This is a genomic window from Paenibacillus sp. FSL R10-2778, from assembly GCF_038593035.1.
GTDB classification, from domain to species: Bacteria; Bacillota; Bacilli; order Paenibacillales; family Paenibacillaceae; genus Paenibacillus_AQ; species Paenibacillus_AQ odorifer.
This window is the reverse complement of the sequence record NZ_CP151956.1, coordinates 373,310-392,794: the sequence shown is the minus strand read 5'-3', so window position 1 is coordinate 392,794 and position 19,485 is coordinate 373,310. Positions and strand designations below refer to the sequence as shown.

The following is a 19,485-nucleotide window of genomic DNA, read 5'->3' as shown; positions in this document are numbered from 1 at the left end:
CTCTCCCTCTAATCCTTTTCAATCCTTAAAAATCAAATAATCCCAATGTTAAAAAATAACTTTCTGCACAAAAAAACTCCACCCCTATACAAGAGCGAAGTTTTGGAGAATTATTATTTTCTATTTTTCAGTTAATGCTTAGTATCATCCAAAAAAGGTTTATTCACATAATAATACATTACCCCCATCAGTACGCCACCGCCAATTAAATTGCCGATCGTAACGGGGACAAGGTTATGCACCACGCCATACCACGATACCGTTCCGGGATGATCAAGTACTAGCGCAATCGCAAAGGTACACATATTGGCAATACTATGTTCATAGCCGGAGATGAAAAAACAGAATACGAATAAGACCATGGCGAACATTTTGGCCCCATCGCCTTTCATATTCATCGGTATAAAAAAAGCCATACAAACGAGCCAGTTACAAAGAATAGCCCGAAAGAAAAGCTGACCTGCCGGGGCTTCCATCTTATGCTCCACTACATATAGCAAAAAACCGTTTACATCTGAGCTATAGAACAGTCCTGTCAAAAAAATCAGCAAGGCAAAAACGGCAGCCCCAAGAATATTACCGATATAACTCATGATCCACATGCGGACAACCTCAGACCATTTCATTTTCCGTCTTAGTGCCGTGTATGTGTAATAAAAAGTATCTCCGGTGAATAAATCCCCACCACCAAAAGAAATTAGAATAATAGCCGCTCCGAAAGTAATCGCAGCCATTGGATATGCAAAGGGGGATTGCTCCATAAAGAAATAGTTGCCTGTCTTAAATGCTACAATTACACCGAATCCGATAAACATACTGGCCAGCATGGCTCTGGCAATATAGCGCATTACGCTTTGCCGGAATATCTTCTGTTTCTTAAGTGCTAATTGTTCAACCTGAAGCAGTGCCTCGTTCTCCATGTGACCTCCTTAGGGATTTTGGTATTTCCAGCTGATTATGGGCTAATCGACAGCCTTGCGTTATTATACCCAATAACCCGCTGGAAATTACTTGAACCAACTCGCGGCAAAAAATCCCTGAATACTTACGGGGAAGCGAAGCTACCTCTTGCTAATTTTCTTCATTCATTTTAGCAATGGCTTCTGCTTTTTCACTGCTGGCGACGATGATAAGCACGAGTATCAAACAGCCTAAAACCATAGCCTATCCCCACTTCCTCCACATGTAGTCTTGTGACAACTTATGTATGTGGATAGGGCTTTATGTTTGGCTACAGCAAACTTCATTTGATTAGATCACGTTTACGCCTATGCAGTAGTTGAAGCAAGCTACTTCATATCCAAAAAAAGCAGAGCAGCGAACCCCCAGAAATGAAGGCTCACTGCTCTGCTATATTTTTACGGACTTTTTTAAAAATAATTAGTTCAAGAAGCTGCTCAGTTGGCTCTCTGCTTCACCTTGTTTCAGCGCCTCAGGCTTGTCCGCTTCATTGAGTCCTAGACGATTGCCCAGTTGGGTATTGATCGTCGTCATTTTGGATGTATAATCCTGGCAGCTTTCGATAATACGACGGTTTGACTGTTCCGAAGTATCCAATGCGCTAAGCAGATCGCCGATCGCTTGATTCACGGCTTCCATAGACATGGAAGGTTTGGATAGAAGCTCGGTCGTTTTTTCTGTAGTCGTACGCAGCAAGCGTGCATTTTCTTTAAACTGATCTTCAATCGTCTTATTTGTTGCTTCTACAGCGTTGATAACATTCTCCTGATCGGCCAGCGACATCGCAATCATTGCCGACACTGTAATCAGATTAGAAGTTTTATCAATCGCATTATTTACGGAATCGATCAGTTTATCATTATTGTCATTGATGATATCTGTAGCAGCAATCGCTTGATTGTAAAGCAGAATCATCTCTGTCATGGACTGAATACGAACCATCACTTTACGCAGACCACGCTCCAGATAAGCTTTACGGAACTCATTCTCAGGCTTCGCAATCTCCACCTCGAACAGCTCTTTTAGCTTATTGCCGAAGGCAATTTTGGTTTGAAGGTTATAGATCTCCTCCATAGAGGTACGTTTCAGCTGGCGCATATTTACAATACTCTCTTCGAGGGTATCTCTGCCGTCGCGTAGACCAGTAACAATCGCATCAATATTTGTGCGGACAGACTGATATTTGTACACATAGTTCTTCATCGGACTCTTCCGCAGCATTTTGCCGAAAAAGCTAACATTCTTACTCTGTTGCAGATTTTCACACTCATTCCGCAGCTTCATAATCATGTTAGGCACTTCAACACGCTTACCGGACATCAGGTCATTTACCGGACGATCCAGCAGCTTGAGCGTTTGGCCTGCTTTTTCCTGCGTCTTCACCCCAAGCTTCCCGATATCATCCATTAAAGAATCCAACGTGACTGTATCTGTCTGGGATACCTTCTCGATCAATTGTGCGGCTTCTTCGACTACCTTTTGTTCATCTTCTTTTTTTAATTGGATCAACTGCGTGGACATGGGTTTCCCTCCTATAATTCGGAACTGCTATACCGCTGATGAATCAGTTCCGCCTTCGTCTGAAGTTCCATCAGGTCTTTATGTTCGATCGTCGAAGCAATATCCGATATTTTGGAATCAACATCTCTTAGACCGTTCAGCAGCGTTCTCCGATTCTTCGTCTTTGCTTCACCACTTAGGCGCAAAAATGGGTTAATCACACCATTCAAATCCTTCAGAATCAATCTGCGGACCGTATGATTAATATCGCCATTATTGAGCTCCTGCAGCAGCGGAATTACACGTTGAAGTCTCGCAAAAAGCGCCAGTGATTTCTCGACAATTTCATTGTCCAGTGTATCCTTCTGCCCCTCGGAGATAATCATATCTTCCAGAATGCTAAGGTACTCAACTACTGGAGCAAATTCCGGTCCAATCTTCGTTGGTTCGGCCTCAGTTCTACCACTATTGCCCGGATTACCTGGTGCAGCATTATTTGCCGCACTAGGTAATTGCGGAGCATTTGCAGAGGGAGCTGGAGCAACAGGCACCGTCTCTGGACCTGCTGGCAGCACCTCAGCCGGAAGGTTGGTTCTTGGACTTCTCGTTGCAAGAACCCCTACCGCTGCACCCGCTACAGGCAACAGCAAGGAGAGTAACTCAGGCAAAAAAGAACTCGTTAATACAGCGACAACATAGCCAATACCGGCATACAGCAATACTTTCGATTTAAATTTAATTTTTCTCACCTCTTGTGAGCGAGATTGCGAACGCTCAATTCACGGGATCCGGAATTACGGATTCGCCGTTTATTTTCATAATTAGCGGCTGCTCTACATGGCTGGCAAGCACATTATCGCCGAACTCCGCAGGCTGGACCTCTCCGCCGAGTGCACTTTTGACAGCCAGGTATGGAAAGTTAATTCCAGACAGACAAGAAATATGAAGACCTCCAGACATCCGGGGGTTAATCTCCAGCAGTTTAGGAATTCCACCACTATACTTCATTTGAATATTGAAATTGAAAGGTATTTTATATACCTCTGCTACCCGGGAAGCGATCTCCTCCAGCTCCGGAATATGCTCCATCAGCCGCAGACGACCGCCAGCTTTACGACGGGGTACAGCCGCTAACAGCCTGCCATTCTCATCTGACAAGCAATCTATACTGTATTCATAACCTTCCAGCAATTCCATCACCATAAGTTCAGGGAATGTAGGTTCACTTCCCAGAATACGATAGGCCTCATCGAAGGATATCAGCGGAGTTACATGACCAAACAGCTCCTGTAAAGGACTACGTGTGTTATCAATGATACGGAAGCCAAGGCCTCCCTCTGTCTCCGTGGGTTTAAAGCATACGTGGTGTCCTTTGGCTACAAGATCATGATAAGCCTCTTTGAACTGCTCTGCTGTACTCACCACATGATAATCAGGAATTGTCATAATCCCTGTTTCCTTAACACTTTCGTAGAACTTCCCCTTATCCATGATGGTCTCCAATAAGTCCAAATCTCTACAGACTAGAACCTTGGTGCCAATCGCATCAAACATAGCAGCATGCAAAGCTATATCCAGCATATGTAACCGTGGAATGAAGATATCGATCTCATTGCGGCGACAGAAATCCACGCAGAATTGAACATATTCTATTCCAGTCAGTGCTGGTTCAGTCCCAGCAACATCAGCACCTTGAAGGGACATATGGTGAATATCAGGATGCGTGGCGAAGATTTGTACAGGAACGCCATCCTCATTATTGCGAATGAGATTCATATAATGGTAAGCGACGGAAAACCAGCGATTGAAATAAATGTTTACCTTTTTCATAGTGGCCCAACTCCCAATACGGTTAAGTTATTATAGATCATGTTTACATACTGTAGAATTTCATCACCAGCAAAAACACCCGCTTGCTTCGTAAAGGGATACCTTGATTTTACAAGACCACTCTGCTGCTCTGCAAATATTTCTCCATGACAAGGAGCAATCGCATAGTCCGCACTTTCTAGTAAACTCTTATCCAACAAGGAATCTCCCGATGCTACCATCGGTTCTGAACGAACCGTCCGGCGCACATGAACAATCGCATCACTTTTATTCACAGCGGCAGGAACGACATATAGCTTGCGTCCTTGTAAGGATACCCGCCAGCCCAAATCGTATAATCGCTCTGCCAGATTCGTGATCTCATCCATAGGTAATAAATCACGCACTACTACAAAAGTATAAAATAAATCATCACAATACCGCTCACTAATGATCCATTCCTCGTGCACTACAGACCTAACGTGCATTCTAACTTCTTCTGCTGCAGCCGATTCGTTTTGAACAAGCCTGCCCACCGAAGCTCTCCAGCTCTTATCTACTTCGCCACCAATCAGAATATTCCCGCCATTACTAGTAATCGCGTAGTCTGGAATAATCGTGTCTTGAAACAGATTAATACGCTTATACTGCGCTATGGTACGTGTTGTAACGGGCATAAAGATAATACGGGAAGTAAGCTCCATCAGATCAGCTAATGCTTTTTGGGAAATGTATGAAACCGTCTTGCCATCCACAACCTCCGCAGGAACCAGGCCCGGAGTATTCTCCGGGACGCCGATTGCATTTAGGGAATAGATTAACGTTCGGTCCAAATCACTGGCATAGATCATTCCGTCTCACCTCTCAGCGGCTTAATAATCCCGCAACAGGAGTAGGTGAGTCCAGGGAATACCTCTACTGGAACCCCTCTATCCTCTGCTAAGAGAATAATATGACGAAGATTTGGATTATCCATAGTATCGACAAGAATCTTCCACGGTACTCTGCGCAGCAGCACTCGGGTAGTTTCTCCGACTCCGGGCTTGACCAAATTGATGTTATCTATGCCGAACACTTCTTGAATACTCTGAATATCACGCAGGCCCTGCCATGTAATTTCTGGCGGGGATTGCTGCATCTGTTCAGCAATCGCTTGCGCTTCTTCCGCAACGGAGGAGAAATACGGGCAGATCGCCGCAATGAATACATTAGATACATCCGTATCGAGCCATTCCTTGTAGAATTTAGCCCCATGGAATTCTTCCGGACCGATTAAATCATCGCGCAGCACTGTCCGGCTCATCAATCCTGACACCGTAGAATTGAGGCATGCACTAGGAATAAGATAATCCTCTCTAGTCCCGAACGTGCCTGAACAGTTCCCGGGATCAGCCAATACGGCCAGGTCATCATTTAGCCGAATGCCATATTTCTCATATAGGCTGTTGCACGCCTCAATCAATACCTGGCGAATAGCCCCTTTCCCCGTCCATCCGTCGACAAACTGCAAATCAGCGTCAAGCCCATGCTTTTGCAGAATATAGAGGATTGCGTTCTCATCAATCCCCTTGCCCCGAATGATAGAGATACTATAATGCGGCAGATCAGCACCATATCGCTCTTGGATATAACGCTTAATCAGTACACCAATTGGTGTTCCCGCTCTTGCCAAAGAGACTAACACCGTATCAAGTCCCCTTTGAGCGACAATCATCTCAGAGACTACCGCTACTGCTAGAGCGACCTTCTCCGCAGATTGCTCCAGCGTCTCGTGAAATAACTCAATATACTGCTCAGTAGGCTGATATTCCACGGGCAGCATCTCAGAGTAGTGTACGCCTGATTGAATGGCGGCCTCTCTTTCGTCAGTCGCCCGCTCCAGTGAAACATCGCTCAGATCCTTAAGCAAAAATATAACATCTGACGGAGAATAGCTGCCTAGCGGAACCGGTTCGGCTATACTTCTGTTTAGAATTTCTTCAGTTACTGTTCCCTTCATAGGTAGGGCCTCCACTTCTTCTTTCCGAGGTCAGTACAATAAGATGCACTTTATGGCGGGCCAGTTTCTTCAGTATATCAAGCATAGGTTTCATACGCTCATGCGGTACATCACGCTCAATCAGCACAAATATATCATCGTATTGACCAGGAGCTATATTATAAATAAAGTTTGTGATTTCCGGGTCACCAGCTGAAGGATACGCAGCAGCACTATGTACCCCATAATCCGGCCGACGCTCAGGGTGGATTGGACTTCTAGTGGAAGACTGGTAAGCAATCCCTTCCCCCATTTCCGCCGCCACTCTCATCGGAAGATACATAAATTCTCCTACACCCATTACCAAGGCTTTCGGTCCTCTACGCAATTGCCGCAGCTGCTCAGCTATTCGTTTCACACCCTGATCAAGCTCCAGATTATCCTGTGACTCCATTCCGAACCGTCCACTATATTTCATATATGGCGCTGTGTTGATCTCACCATAGGAATCGATAGAGGATACCTCCAGTCGTTCCATTCCATCTTGAGCATAAGTAGTTACAACCTCACACTCAAAAATGGCCTCTCTATCCAGCTGCTCAGTATCCTTATTAAACACCGGTGAACCTATCACTTCAATATTCCCTTGCAGCAGACATAACGACTTAATGCGAATCCCCAGCTCCTGCTCAAGCTCACTATAGTGTTGAAGATTGCTGCCGCTTCTCCAATCCAGAAGAGAGACTACCACATATTCCTCCCGCGGGAATTTTGACTGAATATCTCGAATCGTATTGATCGCGGTTTTCCCGGTCGTAATCTCGTCATCTACCAATATAATGGGCTCTGTCCCAGATAAGAGTTCGGTATCCAAGGCATAACATAGATGATCAACTGCATGGGAATGCTCTTCTACAAAACTTACAACAGACTCCAAATCAGGAATATGCTCACGCGTAGTATGAATATAGGATGCCTGCTCAGCAAAGATGTTGTACACACTGTGACCCAGTGCAGTTGCCGTTTCTGCGAATCCAATAAAAACCACAGGCTTGGGCAAAACCAGCCGGGCCGCTAGTAAATGTTGATAGGCTTCCTTAGCAAATTCAGGATGAATCAGCCCATGAACCGCCATATCCAATAACTTTGTCATACGATCACTATCCACGGAATCGCCGTTCATCTCCTGATATAACAGCAGCGCCAACGCTGCTCCGCTTAGAAGTGAAGTATACGGATCGACGGGGATATGCTTGCCAAGCACCTTACTGACAAACAGAAAAGTTCGTTTTTTATTAATTCGCGCCGCCATAGAAAATAAAGAATCCAGAGGCATATGAAAGGGGTTAAAGGTTTCGGTTACATTCACTTGCAGGTTCTCGACTATGTTATACGTGCGTAAATTCGTTTTCGGGTAATAATCCGACAAAATGCTGTTGTTCATGTAACACCCCGTATATTTGAGATCGTAGTAAAATTCGTCTTGCCCAATTCAGATGGGGCTTAATTTCGTTCATTTTATTAAAATATTGACTCTTAAACACGCCCAGACTGCCATCATTACTTTCTACAATGCTTAAAGCGTCGACGTATTCCTCATGCATCACTGTATACATCGCCTGAACAGGTCTGAGATGAGAAGGATGGATAATCGTCTTACCCACAATTCCATTCTCTTTATCCAAAATAACCTCACGAATTAGCCCGTCCACACTGCTCGAGATATAGCTATTCCGCATATCACGGCCGTTTTTGCCGTAAGTATCCTCAAATGGCGTCTGCCGCAGCTGCGGCCGGAGAACTCGATGACCTTTATTCGCAAAATACTCCCAGACAGGTCCTGAGATCACATATCCCTCTTCAACCCGCCCAAACACATTGATAATGTCCGAGATACAGTCACGGATAGGAGTAAGATCATAAATACTAACATCAGGACTGCGACGCAGTCCGAACAGGCTGGAGAAATCCGTTGCCCCAATTCTGACGTTTAGGACAAGCTCACGGTAATTACGGAGTAAATCACGGATAGATAGCAGACTGTCCACTCGACTTTCCCGATAAATAATAGGTGCAGTTTCCAAGATTGGCATCCCGTAAAGCACAGGATCATTATAACCACGCGTATTGTTGTACTCAGCTAACGTTTCAAAATATTGAATTCCATTGTCCACAGAGAACTTAGGAAATACAAACCCTGTTAACATCGTTACCAAGGATCCCAAGCGGAAAATCATTTGCCGGAGTTGGTCCGGGTTACGTACTCGTATAAAAAGAAGCGGGAGGCTGTTCGATGAATCCAGCTCATTTTCTGCGTAAGCAGCTAGGTAAATAAGATGCTGGATAATAGATTCCTCTGCATTGTCAACCTGGTCATCTCCGATTGCGTCCTCCAGATCTATAATAACCGTCACTAGACCTGCATTCTTGAGCTTAATGATGTCTTCTGCAACACTTGCACGGGTAGCCGGCATATAGAGGGCAGCGCCGACAGCGTAGGCTAACAGTTCCTTGTTCGTGGTATGATCAAATGAGATAGGCGGAGTGTAAAACAAAGAGATTTCTTGTTCTTTCGTCAGGTAATCGAAGTATCTCAAATCGGTTCCCCCTTATAGTTTTGCGAAGCCAAGCAAAACAAGCGTAGACCTCTCCTCATAGAGAGTGTCAGAACCGGCAATACTCTCCCTTGGGGATGGCATCTTGGCTCTCTCAAATATAAGTGAAGGCCTACGCTATAACATATACGATTACCTGAAAGAAGCAGGCGTTTCTATTCTTGCATGATCGGCTCCGACTTCTCTATGGTGCAATTACTTTTTTAATCATGCACTTTTATGGGCATCTTTTTTCTTACGTCTAGCACTATAGAGGATCGTACCCACGAATACCGCTATAAGGATTGTAAAGAATACGACATGCGGCAATTCAAAACCAAAAGCACCCGCTAGCATCTTACCCGCAATAATGGCGATAAGCAGGAACGCTGCCTGTTCCAATTCAGGGAATTTATCAATAAGCTTCAAGAATACCTGCGCCACTCCGCGCATCATCAGAACCCCTAAGATACCACCCATAAAGAGAACCCAAACCTGATCGCTAAGTCCAAATGCTGCAATAACACTGTCAATACTGAAAGCAATATCCATTAATTCAACAAGGAGAACCGTCTTCCAAAAAGAAGTGCCTTTATTCTCCGTATGCTCTTCGCCACTACCTTTAAATAAACCTTTATATGCGATATAAAAGAGATACAGTGCACCAAGAACCTTAACCAAAGTAAACTTAATAAGAAATGTCCCTAGTCCAATGGCCAGGAATCTGAACAAATAAGCCCCTAAGATACCGTAGAAAAGCGCCTTTTTCTGCTGCTCCTTAGGTAGATGCTTAACCATAACGGCAAGCACAAGCGCATTATCTGCAGAGAGCAAACCTTCTAGTAGAATTAAGCTCCCGATAATCCCCCAGCTCACAGGATCAGAGAGTGTACCTACTACATCACTCCATGAGAAAAAATGCCCGTAATTCTCACTAATATTTCTAAAAAAATCTGCGAACCAATCCATTACACTTTGCGCCTCCGGTAAAATCGATTATTTGCTGCCCGCAACCCAGCGCAGCCCCCAGCCATAGGCTTCATCCATCTCACGATGACCACTGTAATATTGCACCAGCCGTTCAACACTAAATGTTTCATTGCTTACATTCCGGAATAACGCAATGGCACACATCCCTTTTCGGTTGTTATGCTCGTCCAAATTTACAATGATATCAGGTCCTCCGCCTTGTTTGATGGTGACAACCCCATCGGCCTCCGACCAGTTGGTTACCCCTTTATAAATAAAGGAAAACACTAGAATGCGTTCAATCTCGGAAATTTTGATACCATTTATACGCAAATTCTCACCAGTAGTTACGGAGCCTGTCCGATCATCCCCATCAAGCATGACATAAGGAGGTTGATTCAATGAGCCAAAGGCATTGCCCAACGCTTGTACCACTCCTTTACTGCCATTCTTCAGTTCATACAGACAAGCAAGATCTAGATCTACGCCATTTTTACGACTAAAGAGTCCGCCCTGTTTCTGGTTCCAGTTGAGATTAATCAACACTTCCCCTAGATCACCACTGGCTGATTTTTTTAAATTAATGGAATCGCCTTTTTTCTTCAGCTCGATTTTCTTCAAGTTGAGATTCATTGGCGAAGGCGGAGGTGTGGGTGGAGAGCTTTCTTCACGTTTCACTGGCTGCGCAGGCGGCGTTGCGAAGATTTGTGGTGGAATCTGCGGCTTAACCTCCGGCTGTGGAGCAGCAGGAGCAGGCTCCTCATTCGCTTCAATACCGAAGTTACTGCATATCTCTTTCAAACCTCCGGCAAACCCCGCTGCAATGGCACTGAACTTCCATTCACTGTTATATCTATATAATTCCCCTACCACAATGGCCGTTTCCACGGAGAAAAGATTCTCGAGATCACATCGGAGCAGTTCCGCACCTGTCACTTGATTGAGAATCCGAAAATAGGCCTGACTAACTTGCCCAAAACTTTGACCCCTTTTCTCCCCATCATAAATGGTAAGCGTAAAGGCAATCTTCATCACATCGGAAGGAATCTTATCCAATTGAACTTCGAATTGCTTGCGGTCATTGAATCCTGGCACATCCTTATACCTAATATACGATGTGGCTGGATTATTATAAAATATTAAATCCTCGTCTTTACTTACTTTACCCTCTGATCCAAGCAGGAAAGCAGAGCTATCAATCTCCAGAGCAGCCGGAGCATTCCAGCCGATCTCTACGATTATAGAATGAAGTCCAGCATTGCCTTTGGTCAGATCAGCTTTTTGCCCTTTGACTACGTTAACACTCATTCTTACGCCACCTTTATAAATGGAGTAAACCAACTAATAATTTTGTAAAAAAGAACCCCACAAAGTGGAGTCTGTACTGCTCTAAATATTTATAAAAAGGGCAGGATCGGTAATGACCCCGCCCACTTGGATGTTATTGCGCGTCCAGTCCATAGTTTCTGCATAAAGCGCTTAGACCGCCGGCAAAGCCACTTCCAATCGCCTGGAACTTCCAATCCGCACCATTGCGGTAGAACTCACAGAATACAACAGCTGTTTCAGTTGAAAAGTCTTCACCTAAATCGAAGCGAAGCACTTCACGATCATTAGAAGCATCTACTACACGTACAAAAGCATTGGAAACCTGTCCAAAGTTTTGTGCCCGAGTTTCATAATCATAGATCGTTACCGTTATTCCGATGCGCTGAATATGAGCAGGGATTTTGCTGAAATCAACAACAATCTGCTCGTCATCTCCATCACCCTCACCCGTACGGTTATCACCTGTATGAGTCAGGGAGCCATTTCCACCCGATGGATTATTGTAGAATACAAAATCATCAGAGCCCTTGGCCTTGCCATCTTCATGCAGTAGAAAGGCTGAAGCATCAAGGTCAAAATCTTGGCCGCCGCTATACTTATTAGTATCCCAGCCCAATCCTACCACTACCTTCGTCAAACCCGGATTAGTCTTGGTAAGATCAATCCGTTGCCCTTTAGAGAGACTGATCGTCACTGACAAAACCTTCTTTCATTTATGAATTCAATTCAACTTTAGCATGCAGAACGAAATTTATTGCAGGCCGTAGTCGCGAGTCAAACCGCTCAAGCCGTCTTTGTAGCCACTGCCGATAGCATTGAACTTCCATTCTGCACCGTTACGATACAATTCGCCTACAACAACACCAGTTTCAATAGAGAAATCCTCACCGAGGTCGAAACGAATCAATTCTTCATTGTTCAGATCGTTTACGATACGTACGTAGGAACGGGAGACTTGTCCAAAGTTTTGGCTTCTTGCTTCAGCATCATAAATTGTGATAGTAAAAGCTACTTTGTCCACATCAGCAGGGATGTTCTGAAGATCCACTTGAACCTGCTCATCATCACCATCGCCTTCACCTGTACGGTTATCTCCGGTATGAACAACAGAAGCATTCTCATTTTGCTTGTTATTGAAGAAAATGAAGTTGGTTTCTTTATCAACTTTACCACTAGCATTGGTCAAAAAGACGGATACGTCCAAATCGAAATCTTTTCCGCCGTCGTATTTATTAGTGTCCCAGCCAAGACCTACAGTGATTTTGGATAGACCTGGGTTGCCTTTTGTTAAATCGATCTTTTGACCTTTGGATAAATTAATTGCCATGATTACATACCTCTTTTCTTATATTTGGATTATACGTAGCGTTCTGCAAGTTGATTGATATGAGCGGCGTGGCTGCCTTCACCAATTGCAGCGAACTTCCATTCTCCACCTTGGCGGTAAAGCTCTCCACAAATAAGTGCCGTAAAACCTGTGTAGTTGTCTGACAAGTTGAATTTAATCAACTCACTATTCCCGGCAGCATTTATTACCCGAATATACGCTGATTTGATCATTCCAAAATCCTGTTTGCGATTCACCGCATCGTAAATGTTAACGACAACCAGAACCTTATGAACATCGGCAGGAATAGCTTTCAAATTAACCATGATTTGCTCGTCATCTCCGTCGCCTTCACCCGTCAGATTATCTCCGGAATGAATGACCGAGTTGCAAGGACTTTGCTTGTTGTGGAAGCAGATCAGGTTACCCTTCTTAGTTAGCTTGCCATCCTCATTCAGCAGCAAAGCTGAAGCATCACAATCAATGTTAGCCTGCTTTTTGACACCGAAAAATCCCTTTTTAGCCTCTACCGGATCCCAGCCTAAGCCAACTATTACATTGGACAAGCCCGCATTACCTTTAGTCAGATCAATCTTTTGACCTTTTACCAGATTAATTCCAGCCAAATCAACGTACCTCCGTTTCCGATAAAACTATTATCTGTTAGTCTAGCTTTTAGGTGTTATATCAGTGATACGATAAAGAATAAATTACGTTTCAACGAACTTTCATCTATGACTTCACCTAATTTATAAACTGAATTCGCTAGGGTTTAATCCTAAGACACCACAAATATTCCGCACAACTGCTTTTTCATAATCATCAAAATCACCATCAGCTGATCCAATTGCCGAGCATACGCCCACGATCAGACGGCCCGCTTCTGGTTTGCCGCTAAACTTAGCGATCGCTTTCAAAGCCTCTTGTTTCCCTATTTCCGGAGAGAACTCGAAGTTACTAACATAATGGTTGAATTGAGCAATGACATCTCTCATGTCAAATACCTTCAATTCATTACTTAGATTTATATAGCCGACCATTTTATTCTTCTCTGCATCTTCTATTTTACCGTCAGCCGCAGCAACCAAAGCGCAGCCTGCAACTATCGCGTTCATGAAGTCTTTATTTTTGAATTTTTTCACTTGATCTGTTAGTCCGTTTTTGGTTGTGTTTAACCAGTTTTTAAATGTGCTCATCGTATTTCTCCCTCTATCACTGCAAGATTATGATAACAAAAGATATCCCCAGAGCCTCCTCTCCACGTTCCGACAGATTTTGCATATAAATCCCTGAATTAACCGTTACTCTTCTAATATACCTGATAAAATAACAAGATTCTACTTTCCACTAAATTACAGCACCTTTGATAGAAAGGATCGTGTCCGTTCTTGCTTAGGATTTCCGAACAGCTGCTCCGGACTTCCTTCTTCCACAATCTCACCTTGTTCCATGAACAGCACCCGATCCCCCACCTCACGCGCAAAGCCCATTTCATGTGTCACCACGACCATCGTCATCCCCTCACGGGCCAGTTCCTTCATCACCGCCAGCACTTCCCCCACCATCTCCGGGTCAAGCGCTGAGGTTGGTTCGTCAAAGAGCATAATTTGGGGCTCCATAGCCAGCGCCCTTGCAATCGCTACCCGCTGAGCCTGCCCCCCAGACAATGAGGCTGGATACATCTCTGCTTTTTCACTTAGACCTACTTTTTGCAGCAGCTCAAGCGCTTTTTGCCGCGCTTTATCCGGAGACCATTTACGCACCTGAACCGGCGCCAGCATAATGTTTTCTATAACCTTCATATGAGGAAATAGATTAAACTGCTGAAACACCATCCCAAGCTCTGTACGGATATCGTTAATCTTCGTACTCGCCGCCATCAAAGAAGTGCCTTCAATTACAATCTCGCCCCCCTGCGGCTGCTCCAGTAAATTAAGGCAACGCAAAAAGGTGGATTTACCCGATCCGGACGGCCCAATAACCACCACTACCTCCTGACTGAAAATATCGATACTTATGTCGGCCAGCACCGTATTTGTTCCAAATGATTTATGTAAGTTCCGTACTGAAATCATAGGCTCCATCCTATTTCAGCCTCCGTTCAACGTAATTCAGCAGCTTGCTAAGAGAATAGGTAAGAATGAAATAAATAAGTGCCGCTGTCAAATAAGGCTCCCATATCCGCAAATATTGCCCTTTCATCGTGTTGGTCCAATACATTATTTCCGGTGCAGCCACCAAAGCCAGAAGAGAGGAGTCTTTCACAAGCACAATAAACTCGTTACCAAAAGCCGGAACCATCCGTTTGATCGCTTGCGGTAAAATAATAAATCTCATCGCTTGCCGACTAGTCATCCCCAGTGAAATAGCCGCTTCCCGTTGCCCACGATCAACCGACTGAATGCCTGCCCGAAAAATCTCAGCCGAATAAGCAGCCGAATTAAGCGACAGAGCAACAAACGCAGTAATTAGAGCATTGGTTTTGCCGTAAAGCGGGGGAATCACTCCAAAGTGAACAATCAGAATCTGCACATACAATGGTGTTCCTCGAAAAAAATTGATATATGAATGAAAAGGCCAGCGCAAATACCATTTTGGGGCCATTTTGCCAAATCCGATCCCCAGTCCCAAAATAGAGCCAAATAAAATAGAAACTACAGAAATACCGATAGTCAGCAGTGTCCCTTTTAAAAGGACGGGCAAATAATGAATAATAATGTCCATTCTAAAATCCATAGGACTCTCCCCTTCTCTTCTTTATGTCATCTCTCTTTAAAAAAATAAGCATGCGCAATAGCTATCATTACGCATGCTTATTAGGTTTTTTCCTTATTTTGCGTTCAATAAGCTATCCAGGTTAGGTTCTTCGCCGAACCAAGTTTTGTAGATTTCCGCGTACTTTCCGTTTTCCAATACCTTCTTAATAGCCGGATCCAGTTTCGCTTTTAACTCACTGCCCTTAGGGTAAAGAATGCCGTAATATTCCGCTCCGAAGTTCTCTGTGTCTACAATCCCCACCAGCTTCTGCTTAGGATTGTTTTTCATGTACTCACGTACAATGGCAATATCCGCTACAACCGCATCGGCTCCGCCGCCATTCAGTTCCATCAATGCCACCGCATTGCTGTCAAAACGTTTCAAGTTAGGGTTGTCGACACCCATTATTCCGCTCATCAGGTCATCTGCAGTTGTGGCCCCTTGTATTGCAACTACTTTATCTTTAAGATCAAGTGCGTTTTTGATGTCGCTGCCTTCTTTAACCATAATCATATTGGTAGATTCGAAATAAGGGATGGAATAGTCATAGGTTTCTTTACGTTCATCCGTAATCGATACTGAAGATAGCCCTGCTTGATACTCCGTTCCCTGCTTCACACTTTGCAGCATCGTTTCCCAGCCTGTGTTCGTTACGTCATAGTCTATTCCCGCTTCTTCCATAACTGCCTTAATGAAATCGATGTCGAATCCTTTGATTTTATCCGTGTCCATATACTCCATAGGAGCGTAGCTGGCATCACTGGCAAACTTAATTTTCTCCGCTGAGGATTCGTTACCAGCTTTACTGTTATTTGCTCCACAACCTACCAATGCAACCACCACAAATGATATAAAAACTGACATTAAAACACGACTTTTTATTTTCATATCCCCATTCCCCCTATTTTCGAAAATAACTTAAAGAGATTTTAACAGATTAAAGGATTCATGACAATTAACTTTTCTAAATTATGTAAGGTTTTATAACACAATATTATTATTTTATACGTTTTATGCGTACATCACTCTCAAAAAAATTCATCAAACACAAAAAGGCACTGCCAGAGATTGTATTCTCTCTAGCAATGCCTTTAGCATATTTAACTTTAAACCTATTAAAGTGTGATATCTCCATCATAAGAACCGATCAATTTATACAGATCCGGCCGGCGGTCACGGAAGATTCCCCACTCGATCCGGCCAACTTCCAAAGCATCCAGATCGAATTCGCTTACCAGCACGGTTTGCTCATCACGTCCAGCCTCAACGATTTTATTGCCCTGAGGACCTGCAATGAACGATGAGCCGTAGAAATTAATGCTCGAATCCTCATCAATTTCCTCACCAATACGGTTGGAAGCCACGACTGGAATAAGATTCGCAGCCGCATGTCCAAGCATACAGGTCTGCCAATGATCCTTGGAATCGATCGATCCATCCTGCGGTTCAGACCCAATAGCCGTTGGATAGAACAGAATTTCTGCTCCCATCAGGCTCATTACTCTAGCCGCTTCTGGATACCATTGATCCCAGCAGATGCCTACACCAATCTTGGCATAACGAGTGTTCCATACCTTAAAGCCAGTATCTCCCGGATTAAAGTAGAACTTCTCTTCATAACCTGGGCCATCTGGAATATGACTCTTGCGGTATTTGCCCAGCACCGTTCCATCAGCATCAATTACAGCAAGTGAGTTGTAACGCGCGTAATTCTTTTTCTCATAAAAACTAATCGGCAGTACCACTTGCAGCTCCTTGGCTACTGCTTTGAAATGATTAATCGCCTTGTTATGCTCAAGCTCTGTTGCGTATGCGTAATAATCAGCTTTCTCTTTTTGACAGAAATACGGAGTCTCAAACAGCTCCTGCAGCAAAATAATTTGCGCACCCTGTGCTGCCGCTTCTCTGACCAATGTCTCGGCTTTGCTGATATTCTCCTCAATATTGCTGGAACAACTCATTTGTGTCGCAGCTACTTTTACATTTCTCAAGTATCTGTCCTCCTTGTATATAAATGTCCCTTTGGACGTTTAGTTTTCCTTCAAATTATTGCTGTGCAGGCATTTGCTGCGTAGTGCAGTGTACATTCCCGCCTTCGGTGATAACGGCCATTCCGTTAACTGTACGAATCTTGCGATCCGGGAACAAACCAGCCAGCACTTTCTCAGCAAGTGTATCCGTTTCTGTCGCGGTGCCGCCAAACACAGGCAATATAATTCCGCCGTTCACGAAATAAAAGTTCAAATAACTGAGCGTCAGACGACTGCCGTCATAATCGACCCGTGGTGGCTGCTGAATCTTGATAATCTCCAGCTTACGCCCTTTGGCATCTGTAGCGTTCTCCAGAATACGCAGATTCTCTTGCGTAATCTCATAGTTCTCATCCTGCGGGTCCTCACAGACCTGGATAATAACTTTGCCTGGTGCAGCAAAACAAGCAATATTATCGACATGACCATCGGTTTCATCGCCACTAAGGCCACGTCTCAGCCAGATAATAGCTTCTGTACCTGTATAGTTCCGCACGTACTCTTCGATCTCTTCGCGCTTCAGCTCCGGGTTGCGGTTTAGGTTAAGCAGACACTCTTCTGTAGTAAGCAAAGTGCCTTCTCCATCCGTATGAATCGAGCCACCCTCCATCACAAGCGGTGCATCAAAACGGGTGATCTGCGCATGCTCCAGAATCTGCGGAGCCACTTCGTCATCCAGATCCCAAGGTGAATATTTACCGCCCCAAGCATTAAACTTCCAGTTCACACCTGCCATTTGTCCTTCTTTATTAACAATAAAGGTAGGTCCGTTATCACGCAGCCAAGCATCGCTATGCGCAATAGGCAGCAGCGTTACATTCGGTCCGCCGACCAAATGCTCTACCCGCTCCACATCCTCCGGGTTCACAATGACCGTGATTGGTTCAAACTCGGCGATGGCTGTGATAATGTCAGCATAACCTTGGCACACTGACTCGTGGTTATCCGGGAAACACATAGATTCCTGCACCGGCCAGGAGATAAAAGTACGTTCATGCTTGCCCCATTCCGGTGGCATTGTATAGTTCAAATCTTTAGGATTCATGTGTTAACTACCTTTACTAATATATTTGGAGCCAGTCCTACCCTTAAAACTCCTTCCTCATCATACAATAATATGTTCTAGTGCTCAATTCCCTGGGACATTAATAATGTTGGAAGGAATTTTTTTGTTCGCAGCCCCCATTTTACAGTTAAAAAATTTAAGTTTTCATCCGTTACAACGAAGCTAAATTAAATTATTTTAATATAAATCAGGATATCATTTAATAATTTTACTTATTATAGTGATTCCATTTTCATTTCTAATGGATTTTATATAATTAGCTTAAAGGAGTGAGTTGCAATGGATGACATCGATCTTCAAATCTTGGAATTACTGAAAAGCAACGGCCGCATGACCAGTTCGGCATCTGGCGTCCTTCTGTCTCATAGCAGCTCCAATATGCCGTTTCTAGTTAGCGGCGTCTTTCTGGGTTCCGCATTATGGTGGATGGGTTTGACAGGGAGCACCGCTTTGTTCAGAAACAACATAATGTCAGGACGTTCGAAACAGCTCATGTTCAACAAACTGTCCGGATTGGTAATGTTGTCTTTCGGCGTTGTCTCCCTTATTCAATCTCTCAATCTTCAGGAGTTCCTTTAAACGATATCTCTCACTATACGGTAATCTTTTTTACCACATTGCCTTCAAAATCCTTAACGATAAATTCCCCGCCCTCTAGAATAGCATAGGAATTCGGATTATTCTCTTTAGGCAGCGATATGGAGCCGGGATTCAGCACATACACTCCCTCTTTTACATCGGCAACTGGTATATGGGTATGTCCCTGAATAAAAATATCCTTCTCGGAAAGCGCCGGCAAATGCTCAATGCTAAAGCCATGACCATGTGTAGCGTAAATCCGTCTGCCTTCGTGCAAAAGCATAACATAATCGCCCATCATCGGGAATTCCAGCAGCATTTGGTCTACCTCGGCGTCACAGTTTCCACGTACTGCGGTTATCGGCTTGTTTTTGTTATATGCATTAAGCTTATTAGCAACCTCTTGTGGGTTATAGTCCTTCGGCAGCGGATTTCTTGGACCATGATATAAAAAGTCTCCTAGAATAATAAGACTGTCCGGCTGCTCTTCTTCCACCTTTTCCAAAGCCCGTTCCAGCCAAAATAAAGATCCGTGAATGTCGGAAATAAACATTAACTTCATCATGTATTCTCCTTTTCAACTTAAC

Annotated in this window: 21 protein-coding genes; 1 reads left to right on the top strand and 20 read right to left on the bottom strand. The window is 44.1% G+C overall.

Features of this window, described 5'->3' with window-relative positions; translation table 11 throughout:
- Positions 1-131: 131 nt before the first annotated feature.
- The 19 genes from NST40_RS01770 to NST40_RS01680 form a co-directional block, all read right to left on the bottom strand.
- Positions 132-920 carry a formate/nitrite transporter family protein gene (locus NST40_RS01770; RefSeq protein ID WP_076124688.1) on the bottom strand — a complete coding sequence of 263 codons (789 nt, stop codon included), beginning with the start codon at positions 918-920 and terminating at the stop codon, positions 132-134.
- Positions 921-1,380: 460 nt separating this feature from the next.
- On the bottom strand, positions 1,381-2,481 hold the full coding sequence (locus tag NST40_RS01765; RefSeq protein WP_036687432.1) for a toxic anion resistance protein: 1,101 nt from the start codon (positions 2,479-2,481) through the stop codon (positions 1,381-1,383).
- Between the two features lie 11 nt (positions 2,482-2,492).
- On the bottom strand, positions 2,493-3,200 hold the full coding sequence (locus NST40_RS01760) for a hypothetical protein (RefSeq protein ID WP_076219210.1): 708 nt from the start codon (positions 3,198-3,200) through the stop codon (positions 2,493-2,495).
- 34 nt (positions 3,201-3,234) lie between these two features.
- Positions 3,235-4,290: an ATP-grasp domain-containing protein gene (locus tag NST40_RS01755; RefSeq protein WP_076185601.1), complete on the bottom strand. Its 1,056-nt coding sequence runs from the start codon at positions 4,288-4,290 to the stop codon at positions 3,235-3,237.
- Positions 4,287-5,120, bottom strand: coding sequence for an HAD family hydrolase (locus NST40_RS01750; RefSeq protein WP_036687429.1), 834 nt, complete (start codon positions 5,118-5,120; stop codon positions 4,287-4,289). The genes NST40_RS01755 and NST40_RS01750 overlap by 4 nt, the downstream gene beginning before the upstream one ends.
- Entirely contained in the window at positions 5,117-6,268 is a 1,152-nt protein-coding gene (locus tag NST40_RS01745; RefSeq protein ID WP_076302299.1) for a cysteine protease StiP family protein, read from the bottom strand. Before NST40_RS01745 ends, NST40_RS01750 begins: the two co-directional genes overlap by 4 nt.
- On the bottom strand, positions 6,249-7,559 hold the full coding sequence (locus NST40_RS01740) for a phosphoribosyltransferase family protein (protein ID WP_076219211.1): 1,311 nt from the start codon (positions 7,557-7,559) through the stop codon (positions 6,249-6,251). Before NST40_RS01740 ends, NST40_RS01745 begins: the two co-directional genes overlap by 20 nt.
- A gap of 76 nt (positions 7,560-7,635) precedes the next feature.
- Positions 7,636-8,844: an HpcH/HpaI aldolase/citrate lyase family protein gene (locus NST40_RS01735; RefSeq protein ID WP_232061116.1), complete on the bottom strand. Its 1,209-nt coding sequence runs from the start codon at positions 8,842-8,844 to the stop codon at positions 7,636-7,638.
- 225 nt (positions 8,845-9,069) lie between these two features.
- Complete coding sequence (locus tag NST40_RS01730; RefSeq protein WP_036687425.1) at positions 9,070-9,810, bottom strand: TerC family protein; 741 nt, start codon at positions 9,808-9,810, stop codon at positions 9,070-9,072.
- A gap of 27 nt (positions 9,811-9,837) precedes the next feature.
- Complete coding sequence (locus tag NST40_RS01725; protein ID WP_342410357.1) at positions 9,838-11,118, bottom strand: TerD family protein; 1,281 nt, start codon at positions 11,116-11,118, stop codon at positions 9,838-9,840.
- A 133-nt stretch (positions 11,119-11,251) separates the two neighbouring features.
- Positions 11,252-11,833 (bottom strand): TerD family protein, encoded by a 582-nt coding sequence (locus NST40_RS01720; protein ID WP_076275963.1) that lies wholly within the window; start codon positions 11,831-11,833, stop codon positions 11,252-11,254.
- 57 nt (positions 11,834-11,890) lie between these two features.
- Entirely contained in the window at positions 11,891-12,466 is a 576-nt protein-coding gene (locus tag NST40_RS01715; RefSeq protein WP_076134803.1) for a TerD family protein, read from the bottom strand.
- A gap of 29 nt (positions 12,467-12,495) precedes the next feature.
- Positions 12,496-13,092: a TerD family protein gene (locus NST40_RS01710; RefSeq protein ID WP_076134802.1), complete on the bottom strand. Its 597-nt coding sequence runs from the start codon at positions 13,090-13,092 to the stop codon at positions 12,496-12,498.
- Between the two features lie 123 nt (positions 13,093-13,215).
- On the bottom strand, positions 13,216-13,662 hold the full coding sequence (locus NST40_RS01705; RefSeq protein WP_076185595.1) for a tellurite resistance TerB family protein: 447 nt from the start codon (positions 13,660-13,662) through the stop codon (positions 13,216-13,218).
- 156 nt (positions 13,663-13,818) lie between these two features.
- Positions 13,819-14,541, bottom strand: a complete 723-nt coding sequence (locus NST40_RS01700; protein WP_076276053.1) for an amino acid ABC transporter ATP-binding protein — start codon at positions 14,539-14,541, stop codon at positions 13,819-13,821.
- A 10-nt stretch (positions 14,542-14,551) separates the two neighbouring features.
- Positions 14,552-15,202 carry an amino acid ABC transporter permease gene (locus NST40_RS01695; RefSeq protein ID WP_076124698.1) on the bottom strand — a complete coding sequence of 217 codons (651 nt, stop codon included), beginning with the start codon at positions 15,200-15,202 and terminating at the stop codon, positions 14,552-14,554.
- Positions 15,203-15,295: 93 nt separating this feature from the next.
- The gene (locus NST40_RS01690; protein ID WP_076275962.1) at positions 15,296-16,111 is read right to left on the bottom strand and encodes a transporter substrate-binding domain-containing protein; all 816 of its coding nucleotides are present in this window, start codon (positions 16,109-16,111) and stop codon (positions 15,296-15,298) included.
- Positions 16,112-16,338: 227 nt separating this feature from the next.
- A complete protein-coding gene (aguB, locus tag NST40_RS01685) occupies positions 16,339-17,214 on the bottom strand; it encodes an N-carbamoylputrescine amidase (RefSeq protein ID WP_076107380.1) in 876 nt (291 codons plus the stop codon).
- A 55-nt stretch (positions 17,215-17,269) separates the two neighbouring features.
- Entirely contained in the window at positions 17,270-18,298 is a 1,029-nt protein-coding gene (locus NST40_RS01680) for an agmatine deiminase family protein (protein WP_341000962.1), read from the bottom strand.
- 300 nt (positions 18,299-18,598) lie between these two features.
- Between NST40_RS01680 and NST40_RS01675 the strand changes: the two genes are divergently transcribed.
- Complete coding sequence (locus NST40_RS01675; RefSeq protein ID WP_342410356.1) at positions 18,599-18,898, top strand: hypothetical protein; 300 nt, start codon at positions 18,599-18,601, stop codon at positions 18,896-18,898.
- Positions 18,899-18,911: 13 nt separating this feature from the next.
- Here the strand turns inward: NST40_RS01675 and yfcE are convergent, their stop codons facing one another.
- Positions 18,912-19,460: a phosphodiesterase gene (yfcE, locus tag NST40_RS01670; protein WP_340398162.1), complete on the bottom strand. Its 549-nt coding sequence runs from the start codon at positions 19,458-19,460 to the stop codon at positions 18,912-18,914.
- Positions 19,461-19,485 lie beyond the last annotated feature (25 nt).